This is a genomic window from Pacificimonas sp. ICDLI1SI03 (assembly GCF_054740865.1).
Window position 1 is genome coordinate 961,523 of the sequence record NZ_JBSQAU010000001.1, and the last position, 17,317, is coordinate 978,839.

The 17,317-nt window shown below is 60.6% G+C and carries 15 protein-coding genes; 8 read left to right on the top strand and 7 right to left on the bottom strand.

Annotation, left to right across the window (positions count from 1 at the left end; all coding sequences use genetic code 11):
• Positions 1-10: 10 nt before the first annotated feature.
• A complete protein-coding gene (locus ACSMXM_RS04590; protein WP_460314365.1) occupies positions 11-949 on the bottom strand; it encodes an L-threonylcarbamoyladenylate synthase in 939 nt (312 codons plus the stop codon).
• A 46-nt stretch (positions 950-995) separates the two neighbouring features.
• Here ACSMXM_RS04590 and ACSMXM_RS04595 point away from each other — a divergent pair, with 46 nt between their 5' ends.
• Complete coding sequence (locus ACSMXM_RS04595) at positions 996-2,777, top strand: acyl-CoA dehydrogenase (RefSeq protein WP_460314367.1); 1,782 nt, start codon at positions 996-998, stop codon at positions 2,775-2,777.
• A 262-nt stretch (positions 2,778-3,039) separates the two neighbouring features.
• Positions 3,040-3,723: an Npun_F0296 family exosortase-dependent surface protein gene (locus ACSMXM_RS04600; protein ID WP_460314369.1), complete on the top strand. Its 684-nt coding sequence runs from the start codon at positions 3,040-3,042 to the stop codon at positions 3,721-3,723.
• A 95-nt stretch (positions 3,724-3,818) separates the two neighbouring features.
• Here ACSMXM_RS04600 and ACSMXM_RS04605 read toward each other — a convergent pair whose 3' ends face one another.
• A complete protein-coding gene (locus ACSMXM_RS04605) occupies positions 3,819-5,240 on the bottom strand; it encodes an FAD-binding oxidoreductase (RefSeq protein WP_460314371.1) in 1,422 nt (473 codons plus the stop codon).
• 427 nt (positions 5,241-5,667) lie between these two features.
• On the opposite strand from ACSMXM_RS04605, the gene ACSMXM_RS04610 reads away from it, so the two are divergent.
• Genes ACSMXM_RS04610 through tgt form a run of 3 tightly spaced genes read left to right on the top strand, consistent with a single transcriptional unit; the run spans position 5,668 to position 8,684 of the window.
• A complete protein-coding gene (locus ACSMXM_RS04610) occupies positions 5,668-6,468 on the top strand; it encodes a peptidylprolyl isomerase (RefSeq protein ID WP_460314373.1) in 801 nt (266 codons plus the stop codon).
• Positions 6,469-6,483: 15 nt separating this feature from the next.
• Complete coding sequence (gene queA / locus ACSMXM_RS04615) at positions 6,484-7,512, top strand: tRNA preQ1(34) S-adenosylmethionine ribosyltransferase-isomerase QueA (protein ID WP_460314374.1); 1,029 nt, start codon at positions 6,484-6,486, stop codon at positions 7,510-7,512.
• Between the two features lie 44 nt (positions 7,513-7,556).
• Positions 7,557-8,684: a tRNA guanosine(34) transglycosylase Tgt gene (tgt, locus tag ACSMXM_RS04620; RefSeq protein ID WP_460314376.1), complete on the top strand. Its 1,128-nt coding sequence runs from the start codon at positions 7,557-7,559 to the stop codon at positions 8,682-8,684.
• 134 nt (positions 8,685-8,818) lie between these two features.
• Here tgt and ACSMXM_RS04625 read toward each other — a convergent pair whose 3' ends face one another.
• From ACSMXM_RS04625 to secB, 4 genes are all read right to left on the bottom strand, one after another.
• Entirely contained in the window at positions 8,819-9,481 is a 663-nt protein-coding gene (locus ACSMXM_RS04625; RefSeq protein WP_460314378.1) for a DUF4136 domain-containing protein, read from the bottom strand.
• 139 nt (positions 9,482-9,620) lie between these two features.
• The gene (gene trpS / locus ACSMXM_RS04630) at positions 9,621-10,637 is read right to left on the bottom strand and encodes a tryptophan--tRNA ligase (RefSeq protein WP_460314379.1); all 1,017 of its coding nucleotides are present in this window, start codon (positions 10,635-10,637) and stop codon (positions 9,621-9,623) included.
• 13 nt (positions 10,638-10,650) lie between these two features.
• Positions 10,651-12,213 carry a murein biosynthesis integral membrane protein MurJ gene (gene murJ, locus ACSMXM_RS04635; protein ID WP_460314381.1) on the bottom strand — a complete coding sequence of 521 codons (1,563 nt, stop codon included), beginning with the start codon at positions 12,211-12,213 and terminating at the stop codon, positions 10,651-10,653.
• Between the two features lie 42 nt (positions 12,214-12,255).
• Complete coding sequence (gene secB, locus ACSMXM_RS04640) at positions 12,256-12,795, bottom strand: protein-export chaperone SecB (protein WP_460314383.1); 540 nt, start codon at positions 12,793-12,795, stop codon at positions 12,256-12,258.
• A 158-nt stretch (positions 12,796-12,953) separates the two neighbouring features.
• Between secB and ACSMXM_RS04645 the strand changes: the two genes are divergently transcribed.
• Both ACSMXM_RS04645 and ACSMXM_RS04650 read left to right on the top strand, forming a co-directional pair.
• On the top strand, positions 12,954-13,634 hold the full coding sequence (locus ACSMXM_RS04645; RefSeq protein WP_460314385.1) for a Tim44/TimA family putative adaptor protein: 681 nt from the start codon (positions 12,954-12,956) through the stop codon (positions 13,632-13,634).
• Between the two features lie 96 nt (positions 13,635-13,730).
• A complete protein-coding gene (locus tag ACSMXM_RS04650) occupies positions 13,731-14,393 on the top strand; it encodes an NnrU family protein (RefSeq protein ID WP_460314387.1) in 663 nt (220 codons plus the stop codon).
• A 27-nt stretch (positions 14,394-14,420) separates the two neighbouring features.
• Here ACSMXM_RS04650 and ACSMXM_RS04655 read toward each other — a convergent pair whose 3' ends face one another.
• On the bottom strand, positions 14,421-15,857 hold the full coding sequence (locus ACSMXM_RS04655; protein ID WP_460316355.1) for an alanine/glycine:cation symporter family protein: 1,437 nt from the start codon (positions 15,855-15,857) through the stop codon (positions 14,421-14,423).
• Between the two features lie 115 nt (positions 15,858-15,972).
• On the opposite strand from ACSMXM_RS04655, the gene glmM reads away from it, so the two are divergent.
• Entirely contained in the window at positions 15,973-17,310 is a 1,338-nt protein-coding gene (gene glmM, locus ACSMXM_RS04660) for a phosphoglucosamine mutase (protein ID WP_460314389.1), read from the top strand.
• The last annotated feature ends 7 nt before the right edge of the window (positions 17,311-17,317 follow it).

The following is a 17,317-nucleotide window of genomic DNA, read 5'->3' on the forward strand; positions in this document are numbered from 1 at the left end:
GTCGCCCTTTTTATTTGTCGTTCACCGTCGAAGCGCGGTGAAGCCGGTCGTTTATAGCCAACCCTAACCCCTGCTTGGGCACAGACGCTACGGCAATTGCCGCCCGCTCGCTGGCATCGGCCGTGTGAAGGGCGGCGAAGAGTACCGCTGCCGCTTCAGTAAGGGAGCCGGCCACGCTCAGGTTAAGATCTCCCGCAACCTCTCCGAACCCGATGTGAAATTCGTCATCACGCGCAGTCGTTGCGTCCAGTCTCACCGGCTTGGCCGGGGCATAATGGCTCTTCAACTGCCCGGGCGCGGTGATCGGATCATGCTTCGCGGCAAGGCTGACCGGAGCAAAATTGGCCAGTTCTTCGAAGGAGACGCTGCCAGGGCGCAGCAGCCGTATACCTCCGTCCGCCACGGCGATAATCGTGGATTCCAGGCCGATCCCGCACGCCCCCCCATCCAGGATCAGGGGCACGCGCTCACCCAGGCTCGCCGCCACGTGCGCGGCCGTCGTCGGGCTTATCCTGCCAGATGTATTGGCGCTCGGCGCCGCCAAGGGACGCCCCAGCCGCTCGATCAATTGTCGCGGTACGGGATGATCTGGGGAACGCAGCGCAACCGTCGCCAATCCGGCGGTCACGATGTCCGCTAAATTACCGCTCGTCCGTTTCGGCACGACCAATGTCAGCGGTCCAGGCCAAAACCTCTCCATCAACAGGGATGCCAGATCATCAATATGAGCATAGCGCGCCGCCATCTCGGCATCGTAAACATGCGCGATCAGCGGGTTGAACGACGGGCGCCCCTTCGCCGCATATATCTCGGCGACCGCTTTCCCATTGGTCGCGTCGGCCGCCAGACCGTAAACCGTTTCTGTTGGAACAGCGACGAGGCGGCCCTGTCGCAGAAGCTCGACGGCGTCATCAAGGGCAGAAGTGTCGGGAAATCGAATTTGCGGCATGTTGCCGGTCTAGCCCGCCCGCCCTTGTGGGGGTAGTACTTCGCGCATGACCTATTCCGCCCCTATCATCGAACAGCGTTTTGCCCTCGAAACCGCAGGTCGGATGTCGGAGCTTGCGGCGCTTCCAAAATTCTCGTCCGTCGATGACGATTTGCTGGACGCGATCCTGACGGAATCGGGCAAGTTCGCTGCCGAAGTGTTCGCGCCGCTGAACAGACTGGGTGACCAGCAGGGGGCCGTGCTGGAAAATGGCGTGGTGACGCTGCCCGAAGGGTTCCGACAGGCGTATCAGCAATATGTGGATGCCGGTTGGGGCTCCCTGGGTGCCGACCCCGAATTTGGTGGCCAGGGCCTCCCCTTTGCGCTCGCCACTGCGTGTCAGGAGCAGCTGACCGCCGCCAATATGGCGTTTTCGCTGTGTCCCATGCTAACCCTCGGCGCGATCGAGGCATTATCGGCTCATGCCTCGGCGGAGTTGCAAGAAACCTATCTGACGAAACTCGTTTCCGGCGAATGGACCGGGACCATGAACCTGACCGAGCCGCAGGCGGGATCCGACGTGGGCGCGCTGAGGACGATGGCCGCCCCTGCCGACGACGGCACGTGGCGCATCAAGGGGCAAAAAATCTATATTACCTGGGGCGAACATGACGTCGCCGATAATATCGTGCATCTGGTGCTGGCCCGCACCCCGGACGCGCCCGCCGGTACGAAGGGCATAAGCCTGTTTCTCGTACCCAAATTTCTACCCGCTGACGATCGCGCCTTTACCGTTCGGAACGACCTGCGCTGTGTGGGCCTTGAGGAAAAGCTGGGGATTCACGCCAGCCCCACCTGCACCATGTCGTTCGGCGACAATGACGAGTGCGTCGGCTTTCTGGTGGGTGAGGAGATGGCGGGAATGCGCGCCATGTTCACCATGATGAACCACGCCCGCATCAATGTCGGCCTACAGGGGCCCGCCATTTGCGAGCGCGCATATCAGGCGGCGCTCTCCTATGCGAAGGAGCGCGTGCAGTCGGCAAGGATCGGCGGCACACGCGAAGCGGTTGCCATCATAGAACATGCCGACGTTCGACGGAATCTGATGGTAATGAAGGCAGTGACGGAAGCGACACGCGCCTTGGTTTATGCCAATGCCGCCGCCGTCGACCTCGCGCATGGCGCCACCGACGAGGCAACGCGCCAAAACGCACAGGGCCGCGCCGATCTGCTGACACCCATTACAAAGGCTTATGCCACCGATATGGGCGTCGAGATCGCCTCTATCGGCGTGCAAATCCACGGTGGGATGGGTTTTGTCGAGGAAACGGGCGCTGCCCAGCATTATCGCGATGCCCGGATCGCGCCCATCTACGAGGGCACGAACGGCATTCAGGCCATGGACCTCGTCGGGCGCAAACTCCACATGAGAGGGGGGCAATATTGGCGCGCCTTGGTGGCAGAGATGCGCAGCGACATCAGCGCCCTGCCCGCCACCGGCGATTTTGCCGCGATGAAAGCGCCCCTGACGGAGATTGCCAATGCCGTCGCTGCAGGCGCAAACTGGCTGTCGGAGGCGAGCCGGGATCCCAACGATGCCGCCGCCGGCGCGCAACCGTTCCTCAGGATGTTCGGCATTGCCATAGGTGGCTGGCTGCTTGCCTCTCAGGCGAGAGAGGCGCAGTCGCGCCTGGCGCTGATGAAGGGCGACGCCGAATTTCTCCGGGCGAAAATTGCCACGGCACGCTTCTTTGCCGAACAGATAGTCCCACCCGGCGCCGCTCTGCTTGCGCCGGTTATGAGCGGGCAGGAAACGCTTTATCTGATTGCCGACGACGCGATGTGATCGGCTGCTGATCCCCGCCCGGATCAAGCAGAGATAAAAACCTTAGATCGCCTTGCCGATTTCGCGGCATTTGGGCGGCTACCTCATCGGCATCCTTAGCAGACGCAGGCAGATCGTTACGGCGTCGGAAAATCTTACACTCTCGAAACGATGGCCCGACTGTTAACTAATATACTGCCTGTCTTTGCTGCAAAATTATTATTTGGCATGGCCCATGCATGGTATTTTTCGAGAATTTAAACATCGCTTGATGGAGATTAACGTGAAAAAATTGTTTGTTGGTGCGCTTGCTACCGCAATGGCTTCGACCGCTGGACATGCTGTCGTCATTACAGAGGGCGGCACCGCTGATGCAGCCTCTGGTCTGACCACGTCGCAGAGCGGCCCGAACATTTCGGTCGAGACCTTTGATCTTGGTGGTGGCGCTGGCTGCGGCCCGACGCTGGGCGAGACAATCTCCGGCGATTTTTCGATCTCGAACACGAGCGTAAGCGGTGTCCGCGCTGCACCTGCCGGTGACTCGACCTGCTACTTTGCCGTTCCCAGTGCCGCTTCGTCCGGCCAGGCATCCGTGGATTTCACGCCGACTTTCAATACTGGAACGGAACGCGTTTCCTATCTGGGCCTTTATTGGGGTTCGATCGACCTCTTTAACGCCATCGACTTCTATGATGGATCGGATCTGCTGCAGACGATTACTGGCGCAGACGTGCTCGACGCCCTGTCGCTGTCGGGCAACCAGAGCGCTCCGGGATCGAACAAGTATATCAACCTGTTCTTTGAGGATGGTGAAGAGTTCACCAGCTTCACGGTTCGCAGCACGTCCTACGCTTTCGAGATCGACAATGTCGCCCTCGGCGTGATCGAAACGCCGGAACCTGGCGCGCTGGGTCTGCTGGGTCTTGGCCTTCTCGGCATCGCTGGGTATCGTCGCCGCAAGGCCTGATCCCAGACCGCCTTACTGGCACAGAGAAAGGGTCTGTCCTCTGCGGCAGGCCCTTTTTTGTTGCCTGCTTGGGCCGACTGGCAACTCAGCCGGACCTAAGCGGCAAAAATTTTCCCCGGATTCATGATACCGTGTGGATCGAGCGCTGCCTTCACTGCTCGCATGGCCGCAAGTTTCCCGGGATCTCCCAGCCGTAACAACTCACCGGCCTTCAGCGTGCCGATGCCATGTTCGGCGCTGATCGAGCCGCCGAAACTCGCAACCTCATCATAGGTGAATGCAGCGACCTCGTCCTTCAATTCCATCAGGCGATCTCGTGGCAGTCGCTCGTCAGAACGGACATTGAAGTGAATATTGCCGTCGCCCAAATGTCCGAAGGCAAGAATCCGTGCGCCCGGCCAGCGCGTCTCGATGCGCTTCGTCGCCTTGGCCATGAATGCCGGCATGTCGGTCACGGAAACCGAAACGTCGTGTTTCAGGCTTAGGCCGTCGGCCTTTTCCGCCTCGGCTATTGATTCCCTTAAACGCCAGAATTCTTCGCGTTGGCCTTCCGACTGCGCGATCGCCGCGTCCTGAATACCGCCCTTCTCCAACTCCTCCGCAAGCGCAGATTCAAGTGTTTCGCGCAACTGCGTGCCAGCGACGCTGCTCGTGGTCTCGACCAGCACATACCATGGCTGGGCCTCTTGCAGGGGATCGCGCGCACCGTCGACGTGCCGGAGGACGAGGGTAATCGCATCGCGTGGCATCAATTCGAAGCTGTCCAACTGGTCACCCGTGGCCTGCCGCAGCCGGCTCATCAGCGGCAATGCCGCAGCCGGACTTTCTAGCCCGACGAGTGCGGTCGCAATTTCGCGGGGGGCGGGCAAGAGCCGCAGGCTTGCAGCAGTTACGAACCCCAATGTTCCTTCCGCACCGATCAGCAGCTGCTTGATGTCATAACCGGTATTATCCTTCCTCAATGGCGTCAGCTGGTTCAGAATACTGCCATCGGGCAGCACGGCCTCCAGCCCCAGAACCTGAGCTCGCATCGTTCCGTAGCGCAGCACCTGCGTCCCTCCCGCATTGGTGGAAATCAGGCCGCCAATTGTTGCGCTGCCCTTCGCGCCCAGCGACAAAGGGAACATGCGATCCTCTGCGGCGGCGGCTTCGTGCAATGCCTGCAGGATAAGGCCGGCCTCGACCGTCGCTGTGTTGCCCGCCGGATCGATGCTGCGGATGCGATTCATGCGCTCCAGGCTGACCAGAACGGCGCGGCCGTCGGCCTCCGGAATTCCGCCGCCGACCAAGCCCGTATTGCCCCCCTGGGGAACGAGCGGCGTACGGGTTTCCCCCGCCAGCTTCACGATGGCGGCAAGGCTGGCCGCACTTGCCGGTTGCAGCATCAGGCGCGACGCACCGCGAATCCGACCGCGCCAGTCCGTCAATTTTGGTGCCAGGTCGACAGCATCGGTGACGGCGCGATCATCGTCGGACAGCACGTCCTTGAACAATTGAACAATCTCGTCGGAAATCATGCCTGCCCCCTGCCGGATATTCCAGGATGTTGCAAAAAAATCACGGGAGGGCGGCGAATTGCATTCCTTCCGGCGGATATGTTCCTTGCGCTCTGGACAATGCCATATTTTGCGGCTCTTATCCCCTTCTTCCGGGAGCGCAAAGGGGGGTTTCCCGGACAGGTCCGCAGCGGCCTGAATCAAATGGCCGCACGGAATGCATAGTCCTTTGGGGAGGATCGCATCTTGAAGGTGGCACGGGACGCGCGCGACGTCCGTGCCACCTTTTCCCCTTTTTTACCGACATTTGCTGCATATCGCTGCCGGTGACTTGCTTGGAAGCAAACCCATCACCGCCGCTATCTGCCGCTTTGTCGTTCATGTGGGTGCAAGTGACACTGCTTTAGGTTAGGGCAGCATCAAACAATCTCTTCGAATGGCTGCCTTCATGAAGCTTCTTGCCGCCCTGTTCGCTTTTCTGCTCGCCGGAAGCGCTTTTGCTCAGACAACACCTTCGCCTGCTTCGCCTGCCGGTGATGCGGAAAATATCTGGAACCTCGACTTGTCGACGGGGGGGCGCGTGACGATCCAGCTTCGCCCTGACATCGCCCCCAATCATGTCGAGCGCATCCGTACACTTAGTGAACAGGGCTTTTACGATGGCCTGATCTTTCACCGTGTCATCCCCGGCTTCATGGCGCAGGGTGGCGATCCCCAGGGAACGGGCCAGGGGGGCAGCCAATTGCCAGATTTGGAACCCGAGTTTACCAAGACCCCGCATTTGCGGGGGACGGTTTCGATGGCACGCGCCCAGACGCCCAACAGTGCCAACAGCCAGTTCTTTATCGTCTTTCAGCCACGCACGCAGCTGGATGGCGAATATACTGTTTTCGGCCGGGTAACCGGCGGCATGCAATATGTGGATGCGATCAATGTGGGCGAGCCGCCGGAAAATCCCAGCCGCATCATAAAGGCGCGGATAGGCGCCAACGTCCCCCTGCCCGACTTCACGCCTGAGAATGACGCCATTTCCGAACTGCAATCACAACTGCCGCCGGGCGCAGCAGCAGCAGCGACCTCGGGTGAACCCGACGAGGCAGCAGGAACCGAGAGCGAGAACACCGCGCCGATCGAAGGCGACGCTGAGCCGGCTTCACCCCTGCCCGATACGCCGCTCGATGCGCCGACCGAGGACGTGTCGCCCGAGGATGTACCGGTTGACAGCGAAGTAGACATGCAGTCCCGCTAACGCGATAGGCACGCCATGCGTGTCTCAGATTTCGATTTCGACCTGCCCGAGGCGCGCATTGCGCTGCGCCCCGCCAGTCCCCGGGATTCCGCCCGCCTGCTGATCGTCGGTCCGGACGAAATGCGCGATGGTGTCGTCTCCGATCTTCCCGCCTGCCTTTCTCCCGGCGATGTTCTCGTCTTCAATGACACGCGCGTTATTCCCGCGCAGCTGCACGGTCGCCGGGGCGACGCCCGCATCGGCGTGACGCTGCACAAGCGCGAGGGGCAAAGCGAGTGGCTCGCCTTTGTCAGAAATTCACGACGGCTCCGTGAAGGCGACCGGGTCGGATTCGGCGCCGGACTTTCGGGCGAGGTGCTGGCGAAAGGCGAAGGCGGCGAAGTCCGCTTCGGCTTCACAGCCGATCAGCCCATAGAAGCAGCGATCGCAGCGGCGGGCACCATGCCGCTGCCTCCCTACATCGCCTCCAAACGCCCGACCGATGAACGCGATGCCGAGGATTATCAGACGATGTTCGCGCGTGAGGATGGCGCAGTCGCCGCCCCCACCGCCGCCCTGCACTTCACGGACGCGCTGATGCATGCCCTTTCGGAAAGAGGCGTCGCGACGGAAACGCTGACCCTGCATGTTGGCGCTGGCACCTTCCTGCCCGTGAAGGTGGAAGATACCGACCAGCACCGTATGCACAGCGAATGGGGGCGCATCGATGCTGCGGCGGCAAATCGCCTGAATGAAGCGCGCGCTGCGGGCGGTCGGGTGATCGCCGTCGGTACGACCAGTCTGCGCTTGCTGGAAAGCGCGACGGGCGAGGATGGCATTATTCGGCCATTCGCCGGCGACACCGATATCTTTATCACGCCCGGCTACCGTTTTCGCGCGATCGACGGCCTGATGACGAATTTCCATTTGCCGCGTTCCACGCTGTTCATGCTGGTCAGCGCGCTTATGGGCCGCGATCGTATGCAGGCCGCTTATGCCCATGCGATCCGGCAGGAATATCGTTTCTACTCATATGGTGATGCCAGTCTTTTACTGCCCCGCTGACACATGCTTGCGAAGGCGGCATTGCGCCCCCTAAGAGCGCGTTCATGCCCCCACGCTTTTCCTTCTCGATTGCCGCAACGGACGGCGCCGCCCGCACAGGAACGATCGCCATGCGGCGCGGCGAAATCAGGACCCCGGCCTTCATGCCCGTCGGCACCGCTGCGACGGTAAAGGCGATGAAGCCCGGCGATGTTCGCGCCCTTGGCGCCGACATCATCCTTGGCAATACCTATCATCTGATGTTGCGTCCTGGGGATGAGCGCATCGCCCGGCTGGGCGGACTACACGAATTCATGCGCTGGGATCGTCCGATCCTGACTGATTCCGGCGGTTTTCAGGTGATGAGCCTGTCGGAGCTAACCCAGCAGAGCGAAGAGGGTGTCGCCTTCAAATCTCATCTGGACGGTTCGCGTCACATGTTGTCACCCGAACGGTCGATGGAGATCCAGCGCAATCTGGGCAGCGACATCGTCATGGTTTTCGACGAATGCACGGGCTGGCCGGTGGAAAAGGATGCCGCCGCCGCCAGCATGCACCGCTCCATGCGCTGGGCGCGGCGCAGCCGCGATGCCTTCGATTCCGGCGTGGAACATGCAGCAGGCGCCGCCCTGTTCGGAATTCAGCAGGGATCAATGTGGCAGGATCTGCGGCAACAAAGTTCGGAGGCGCTGCAAAATATAGGTTTTGACGGTTACGCCGTCGGCGGCCTCGCGGTGGGCGAAGGGCAGGAGCAGATGTTTGCCGTCCTCGATTACGCCCCACAAATGCTGCCCGAAGACCGGCCGCGATATTTGATGGGCGTGGGCAAGCCCGACGACATTGTCGGCGCAGTTACGCGCGGTATCGACATGTTCGACTGCGTCTTGCCAACGCGCAGTGGCCGCACTGGGCAGGCATTTACCCATGACGGTCCGCTCAACATTCGCAATGCGAAGTTCAAGGAGGACACCGGCCCTCTGGACCCGGATTGTTCATGTTCGGTTTGTGGTGAATATAGCCGCGCCTACCTGCACCACCTCATCCGCTCTGGCGAAATCCTTGGCGCCATGCTGATGACAGAACATAATCTGGCTTTTTATCAGCAGCTAATGGCGGCGTTGCGCGGCGCAATCAGCAAAGGCCATCTCGCGAAATTCGCTACGGAGTTTGTGTCGCGCTATCGCCGAGAATAAAATACCGGGCATCCTGCCAGCCCGGCTAAGCTCCTGCCACAATGAAAAGGCCCCGGTTGCTTTGTTAACGAACCGGGGCCTGTCTTGGAGAAGGGAAAAGGCGCCTCGCGACCCCGCAGCGCGCTTCCGCTCAGTTATTCGCCGCCGTCACCTTCCGGCACTTTCACGCGCACGGTCTTCCCGTTCATACCCGGAAAATCGGTGAACATGGCGGTCACGAGGTTGGGCACCAGTTCGGGCAGATTATCGTCTTTCGAGTTTGCCTCTGCGCGGCCTTCGAAAACCGGCTGTCCGTCAGGACGCTTTATGTCCATGTCGAGGTAGGCATTATAGACGGTGTAGCTGTAAACATCGTTATTGAAGCCGCCGCCAAAGCCGCCGAACCCACCATATCCGCCGTAAAAGAACGGATCGTAAAAGGCTGAGCGGCGATAATATCCGCCGCCATAATAGGGGAAACCCCATCCGCTAAACGCGCCGAAACGGGTTCCGGGGCGGCTTGCGATCTTTTCGCGCCCGTCGTTCACGCCATAGTCCAGCGACACGATCAGCGTGGCTGCGGCCGGATCGGAAACCTCCGTATAGCCCTGCTCATTCATCTGCGCCGCCACGTAGCGGGCATAATTCTGAAATTCCAGGCTGTTCGTTTCGCCATTATCCATCGCGACGATGGAATAGCTTTCGCCTTGTGGCGCGGGCAGCTGCTGAAAGCGGCTAACGTCCGCAGTGAAGGGCGTCGTGCACGCCGCCGTCAGTAGGAGGGCGCCGGCTGCGAAGGTTACATTCAAAAACTTCATGGTCTAATTCCCTTACGTCAGGGATATAAACGCTCGATCCCTGTCCTTGGTTCACGGGACATTATGCGAACATCGCTGAATGATCGCTGAATGTACGCGCTAACCTAAATAGAGTGCCGGGATGACAATTACATCCACCCTACGCTTTCAGAAATCCGACAGCGCGTTTGGCATCTTTCAGGATCGGTTCCGCAATTGCGTTCGCTCGCTCCGCACCCTGGTACAAAATGCCATCGAGCATGGTGCGGTCGCCTTTCAGCTCGCGGAACCGCGCGGCGATTGGGGCAAGCTTTTCGACGGCAAGATCAGCAAGTGCAGGTTTGAAGACGCCGAACCCCTGCCCGCCAAAGTCGCGCAGCACGGTCGGTGCATCGCTGCCCGACAGGGCGGCATAAATGTTCACCAGATTGGCAGCCTCCGGCCGACCGGCCAGCCCTGCCGGTTCGGACGGCAGGGCATCCGCATCGGTCTTTGCCTTTTTTATTTTCCGCGTGATCGTATCGGCGTCGTCCGCCAGATTGATGCGGCTCATTTCCGACGCGTCCGATTTCGACATTTTCGCCGTTCCGTCGCGCAGGGACATGACACGCGTCGCGGCCCCCTGGATCATCGGTTCCGGCAAAGGGAACAGCTCCTCGCCAAAGGTGCGGTTGAATCGCTCCGCAATGTCACGGGCCAGTTCCAGATGCTGTTTCTGGTCCTCACCCACGGGCACATGCGTTGCCTTATATCCCAGAATGTCAGCCGCCTGCAGAACAGGATAGGCATATAGGCCGACAGACGCGCCTTCCTTGTCCTTGCCCGATTTGTCCTTGAACTGCGTCATGCGATCCAGCCAGCCGACGCGCGCCACGCAATTCAGTATCCACGCGAGTTGCGCGTGCATCGGCACGGCGCTCTGGTGGAACAGGACCGCCTTGTCCGTTTCGATGCCGGAGGCGATCAGGCCCGCCGTCAGCTCTCGTGTCGCCTTTGCCAGCGCCTTCGGATCATGCGTCATGGTAATCGCATGCATGTCGACGATGCAGAAAATGCACTCATGCGTCTCCTGCATGCGGACCCAGTTGATAAGGGCGCCCAGATAATTGCCCAGATGCAGGTCGCCCGTCGGCTGGATGCCGGAAAAGACGCGATTGGAACTGTTGGTAACTGTCATGTGAACTCCGGGGTCAGGCGGCGGGACGCTTGAACTTTGCGATCTGCGCCTTGTCAAATCCACCGATCAGGAAAAGCGCACCAAAATAGACGAGCGCGCCCGTCCCTACCAAAACGGCAATGCTCCAGATACGGGTCAGCACCCCGGCGGCGAAATGTCCATCGAACTGCTCCGTCACCCACCAGAGGGCCGCCCCCATGATCAGCGCAGCAATGATCTGCCGTGCCACACGCTGCGCCGACGCGCCTTCGATACGAAAAAGCTTCGCGCGGGCGAGGCCGATATAAAGGAGCGCGCAGTTCAACCAGGCGGCAATGGCGCTGGCCAGCACCAGACCGACAATACCAAAAGCCTCGATCAGCAGGAATATCAGCGCGACATTGACGATCAGGGAAACCAGCGCAGTTTTCACAGGCGTCTTGGTATCGCCGCGGGCGAAATATCCGGGGGTGAACACCTTGATGAGAACATAGGCCGGCAAACCGAGGGCAAGCGCAGCCATGACGTTGGAGGTAATGGCCGCATCGCCAACATCGAACCGGCCGCCCACAAAGAACGCCGTCACAAGCGGGCCTGCACAAATGACAAGGCCGACGGCGCTGGGGATGGTCAGCAACATCGAAAGCTCGAGAGCAGTTCCCATCAGACGCTGTGCGCCCTCATGATCATCGCGCCCGATCAGACGGCTGAGCGCGGGCAGGATCGCCGTGCCCAGCGCAATTCCAATTACCCCCAGGGGCAATTGGTTCAGCCGGTCGGCATAATTGAGGAAGCTCATCGCCCCCTCTCCCAGCCTCGTCGCGAAAAACACGTCCACCAATTGGCTGATCTGATAAATGCCTGCGCCGAACGTCGCCGGCAGAATGATGGTCAGCAGCCGCTTCACCTGTGGCGTCATCCGCGGGCGCGACACGCGCAGCACCAGCCCTGCACGATGAACCGCCCATAGCAGCCACAGAAACTGAAGAATGCCCGCGACACTGACAGCAACGGCAAGGGCGCGCGCGGTCGTAAAATCCGGGTCTGGATCGGTCGATCCAAATATGACGACCGCCGTGATCAGGCAGATATTCAAGAGAATGGGTGCCGCCGCCGCCGCCGCGAAACGGCTGAGACTATTGAGGATACCGGCCAGCAAACTGACCAGGCTGACCAACATCAGATAGACGAACGTGATCCGGCTTAGGTCGACGGTCAGTTCGAACTTGCCGGGCACCTCGACATAGGCAGAGGCCATGGCGCTGACGATCCACGGCATGAAAATTTCCGCAACCGCCGTAAACAGGAACAGGATCGGCAGAAATACCGAAAGCACCTGACGCGAGAATGTCAGCGCCGCCTGACGTCCGCCCTCACCATGATATTCCTTCGAAAACATGGGCACGAAGGCGGCGCTGAACGCCCCCTCCGCGAACAGCCGCCGGAATATGTTGGGCAATTTGAACGCGACGAAGAAGGCGTCCGCCCCGGTGCCCGCCCCCAGGAAACGCGACAGCAGCATATCGCGGGCGAACCCGAACACGCGGCTGACCAGCGTCAGGCCACCAATCGTGCCGACGGATTTTACAAGGGACACCGGTGGTTGCTGCCCGCCTTACCGTCGCGCACTTGGCCTGTGTCAGTTCGGCAGGATGATGTTCGGCGTATCGCCGTCGGTCTCGTTCGGCTTTGCGTTACCCTGAGCCTGCTGCGCCTTCTGCTGCTGCGCCATGTACAGCTGCGCGAAGTCGATCGGATCGAGCATCAGCGGCGGGAATCCGCCGTCGCGCACGGCATCGGCAAATATCCGCCGCGCGAAGGGGAAAATCATGCGCGGCGCCTCGACGATCAGGAACAATTGCAGATGCTCCTGCGGCACGTTCTGCAATGCGAAAAGGCCGCCATAGGCCAGTTCCGCGATGAACGCCGTATCTTCGCCTGCCGTGGCCTTGCCGGTCAGGTTCAACACGACCTCGTAGACATTGTCCTGGGACTGCTGATTGACGGAAACATTCACCTGCAGGTCGATATTTGGCTGCGGCTGACCCGTCTGCAGGCTTTTCGGTGCATTCGGATTTTCAAAGCTCAGATCCTTCACATATTGTGCCAGGATATTGATCGCGATCTGTCCCTCGGGGCCTTGCGCTGCGCCGGTCTCGGGCGTTTGTTCTTCTGCCATATCTGCACCTGTATCATAAGGAAGTGGGTCGTTATGCGAAACGCGGGTAGCAGGGGTCCCCCCCGCCGCGCAAGCGCCTCACTCATGGATGCGCCTTGTGAAAGGCGCGGCGCAGCCTATGTTGGCACTTTAGCGGGATTTACGAGTCCCCCGTAATTGTGAAACTCGCCCCCAGGGAGGCAGAATTGGTCGAAATCGTCGTACTGGCACTATTGGCCGGATTCATCGCGCTGAGGCTCATTGCGGTTCTCGGCCGCCATGATGAATCGTCTGAGCCCGCCCAGCCGATGATGCGCCGTGCGGATGCCGCTTCGGAAGGATCCAACGTGGTCCCCCTCGTACAGGCGGAACGGCCTCCCCTCAGCCTGCCTGACAATCTGAACGACACGGCGCGTGGCGGGCTTGAGGAGATCGCCGAGGCGGACCCCTATTTCGATCCCCCCGCTTTCATCGAGGGCGCGCAGGCCGCGTACCGCATGGTGCTGGAGGCGTTCTGGTCCGGCGATAAGGATGCGCTGAAAGAGCTGGTGTCCGACGATATCTATGACGATTTCTCTGCGGCGATCGACGCTAGGTCGGCAGATGAGATGAGTTATGACAACAGGCTCGTAAGCATCCATGATGTCGAGATTCTTGGTGCCGAACGTCGTGGCCATATGGCGGAGGTCACCGTGCGGTTCGACGCTGAATTGATTACCGTCACCCGCGACGCGAATGGCGCTGTCATCGACGGTTCGGAGGACGAAGCCGCCCAGACGCATGACGTGTGGACATTCAGCCGCCATCTCGGCTCCGACGATCCCGCGTGGCTATTGATCGAAACGGACGGCGCCGACTGAATCGCCGTCCGCGCGGCACCCCGCGCGCAAAATCTCGACCTGGAGCGTGGGCGGGCCTAGACTGTCTCTCGTCACCGGCAGAGGCGAGGCGCTGTTATGGCTGAATTGATTGTGGCGATGGCACTATTCGTCGGCACGCATTTTCTGATGAGCCACCCATTGCGCGCGCGCCTGGTCCGAAGCCTTGGTACGAACGGCTTTCTTGGCGCTTATTCGCTTATATCAATCGGCCTCTTTGTCTGGGCGATCCTGACCTATGGCAAGGCGCCGGATGCGCCACCGCTCTGGTTCGTCTATTTCCCTACCGTGATCGCCGCCCACATCCTCATGTGGCTTGCCTCGATCCTCTTCATCGGCAGCTTCCTGGTGCGAAATCCCGCACTGGTGGGCGCGGAAGGCACGCTGTCGCGGGTTGAAGGGCCCAAGGGCGTGTTGCGGATAACCCGCCACCCCATGATGTGGAGCTTTGCCCTTTGGGCTGTCGCCCATATCGCCGTATTGGCGACCCCGGCAACTATCGTCCTCGCAGGAGGCGTCGGCTTTCTCGCGCTTGTCGGCGCATGGGCGCAGGACCAGAAGAAGCGGGCATTGATTGGCGAAGCATGGGCCGCTTACACCGCGCACACCACCTATTGGCCCCGTCCCCGCTGGCCAGGCCTCGCGGCTATTGCGGCGGGCACCCTGCTCTACATCTTTCTGGTCTGGCTGCATCCCCTCGCCTTCGGGGCTAGCACCAGGCTGTGGACATATATTCTTTAGGCAAACTGAGCAGCAACCGCCCCACCCTCAATCGTGCCGGGGCAGCGCGTTCTCATCCGTAACCTTGTCGCCGTATATTTCGCCAGACCGAACTGCCGCCAAAAACCCGTTCACCTCTCTCCTCAGTACGGGTGCCAGCAGGAAAAGACCGACGACGTTAGGCAGGACCATCAGGAAGAAGACGCTGTCGATCAGGTTGACGACCGCATCCGCGGTCAACACGGACCCCACGGGGGTCAACAGGCAGAAAAGGATACGCGCGAACAGGTCACGCTTTGGACCGTGTCCAAAGACATAGCCGAACGCGCTGGTCAGATAATATCCCCACGCCAGCAGCGTCGAATAGGCAAACAGCAGGACCGCAACCAGCAGCACATAGGGGAACCAGTTGACGACGCTGGCAAAGGCGGCGCTTGTCATCGAGATGTCGTCATATCCCTGCGTATGAACGCCCGTGACGACGATCATCAGGGCAGTCGCCATACAGACGATCATCGTGTCCAGCATGGGTTCCAGAAGCGCCACCATTCCCTCGGACGCCGGATGATGTGTGCGCGCGACACTGTGTGCCATAACCGCGGTACCGATTCCCGCTTCTGAAGAGAATACTGCTCTTCGCATACCCACGACGAAAATGCCGACCGCGCCACCGGCGACGGCATCGGCTGAAAATGCCCCTGACACTATCGTGGCCAGGGCGGCCGGCACTGCATCCGCATTGACAACCAAAATGACGAGCACTGCAACGAGATAAAGCACGCACATCAGCGGGACGATCTTGCCCGTGACGCGCGCAATCGACTTGACCCCGCCAATGATGACCACGGCCAGCATGGCGCCGAGGACCAGGCCATAAATCAGGCCGCCAGTGGGCGTCGCTTCGAACCCGCCGACCTCGGCTAGCGCGACGAAACTTTGGTTTGCCTGCATCATCGGCAGTGTTCCGCACAACGCCAGGATTGCATACAGCGCCCCAAGATTCCGCCCCGATTTTGGCAGGCCGATAGAGGCCAGACCGTTCTTCAGCGTATACATGGGACCGCCGCGCACCTCTCCGTCCGGTGTGAACTCGCGAAATTTCAGGCCCAGCGTGACTTCGGCGCACTTCAACGCCATGGCGAAAAAGCCGATCACGAACATCCAGAAGGCGGCGCCGGGACCGCCCATGCCGATGGCGATGGCGACGCCGGCTATATTGCCCAGCCCGATCGTCCCCGACAACGCCGTCGACAGCGCCTGAAACTGGCTGACCGAGCCCGGTGCCGTCGGATCGTCATGACGTCCCTTCAGCAGCTGCAGACCGATGCCAACGCCGCGCAACTGCGGCACGCCCAGCCAGAATGTGAAGAACAGCATCGCAAACGCCAGGAAGATGACGACCACCTCTACCTGGACACCGAATATGGCGACCTGCGCGAACACTCCGGCGCTCAGCGCCTCTATCCAGCGTGTCATGGTTTCCAGCAAAGCGCGTCCCCCGACTTGCCGCGCGACACCCCCAGGGGCTAAAGCGCGCGGAATATTGTAAGAACGTTCAGGCCTTCGCGCCGAACGCCACAGTGTCAAGGGCGGAGAGGTTATGGGTCGATCCTATTTTGGAACCGACGGTGTTCGGGGCCTGACGAATACCGGCGCATTGACGCCGGATATGGTGATGAAGCTGGGACAAGCTGCGGGGGCGAAGTTCCTGCGCGGCGATCATCGCCACCGCGTCGTCATTGGCAAGGACACGCGCCTATCCGGCTATATGTTCGAATCGGCCTTGATCGCGGGGTTTACCAGCGTTGGCATGGATGTCGTCATGGTCGGGCCGCTGCCCACACCTGCGGTGGCGCTGCTGACCCGTTCCATGCGCGCCGATCTCGGCGTCATGATCTCAGCCAGCCACAATCCTTTCCATGACAATGGCATAAAATTCTTCGGACCCGACGGCTTCAAACTGTCCGATGATGATGAAGACGAAATCGAAGCGCTGCTGACGGCGGACCCGCAACTGGCCCGGCCAGAGGAAATCGGCCGCGCCCGCAAAATCGAGGATGCGCGCGGACGTTATATCCACGATGCAAAGATGACTTTCCCGGAACATTTGCGCCTCGATGGCCTGAACGTCGTTCTCGATTGCGCCCACGGCGCATCGTATACCGTTGCCCCCTCCGCGCTGTGGGAATTGGGCGCTGACCTGACCACCATCGGCGTGTCGCCTGACGGCTTCAATATCAACGCCAATGTCGGATCCACCTCGCCACGGCTGATGCAGGAAATGGTGAAGGATACCGGCGCGGACATCGGCATCGCCCTTGATGGTGACGCCGACCGGCTGATCATCAGCGATGAAAAGGGGCGGATCGTCGATGGCGACCAGCTGATGGCGCGCATCACGAAAAGCTGGGCCGACACCGGCCGTTTGAAGGGCGGCGGCCTGGTTGCGACGGTGATGTCGAACCTCGGGCTGGAACGCTTCCTGGAGGGCGAGAAGCTGAAGCTTGAACGCACAAAGGTCGGCGACCGCTATGTCGTCGAGGCAATGCGTGCCAAGGGCTATAATGTCGGCGGCGAACAATCGGGCCACCTCATCATGTCCGACTATGCGACGACGGGCGACGGGCTGATCGCGGCGCTGCAGATCCTCGCCTGCCTGGTGGAAAGCGGCAAACCGGCATCGGAGGTGCTGAACCTGTTCGAACCACTGCCACAGATTCTGAAAAATGTTCGCTATAACGGCGGCCAGCCCCTGGAGCAGGAAAGCGTCCAGGCCCAGATTGCGGCAGCCGAAAAACGGCTTGGCAATTCCGGTCGTGTGCTGATCCGGAAATCGGGAACGGAGCCGCTCATTCGCGTCATGGCGGAAGGCGACGACCCGGCATTGGTGGAATCGCTTGTCGACGATATCTGCGACGCCGTTTCAAAGGCGGCATAGCCAGACC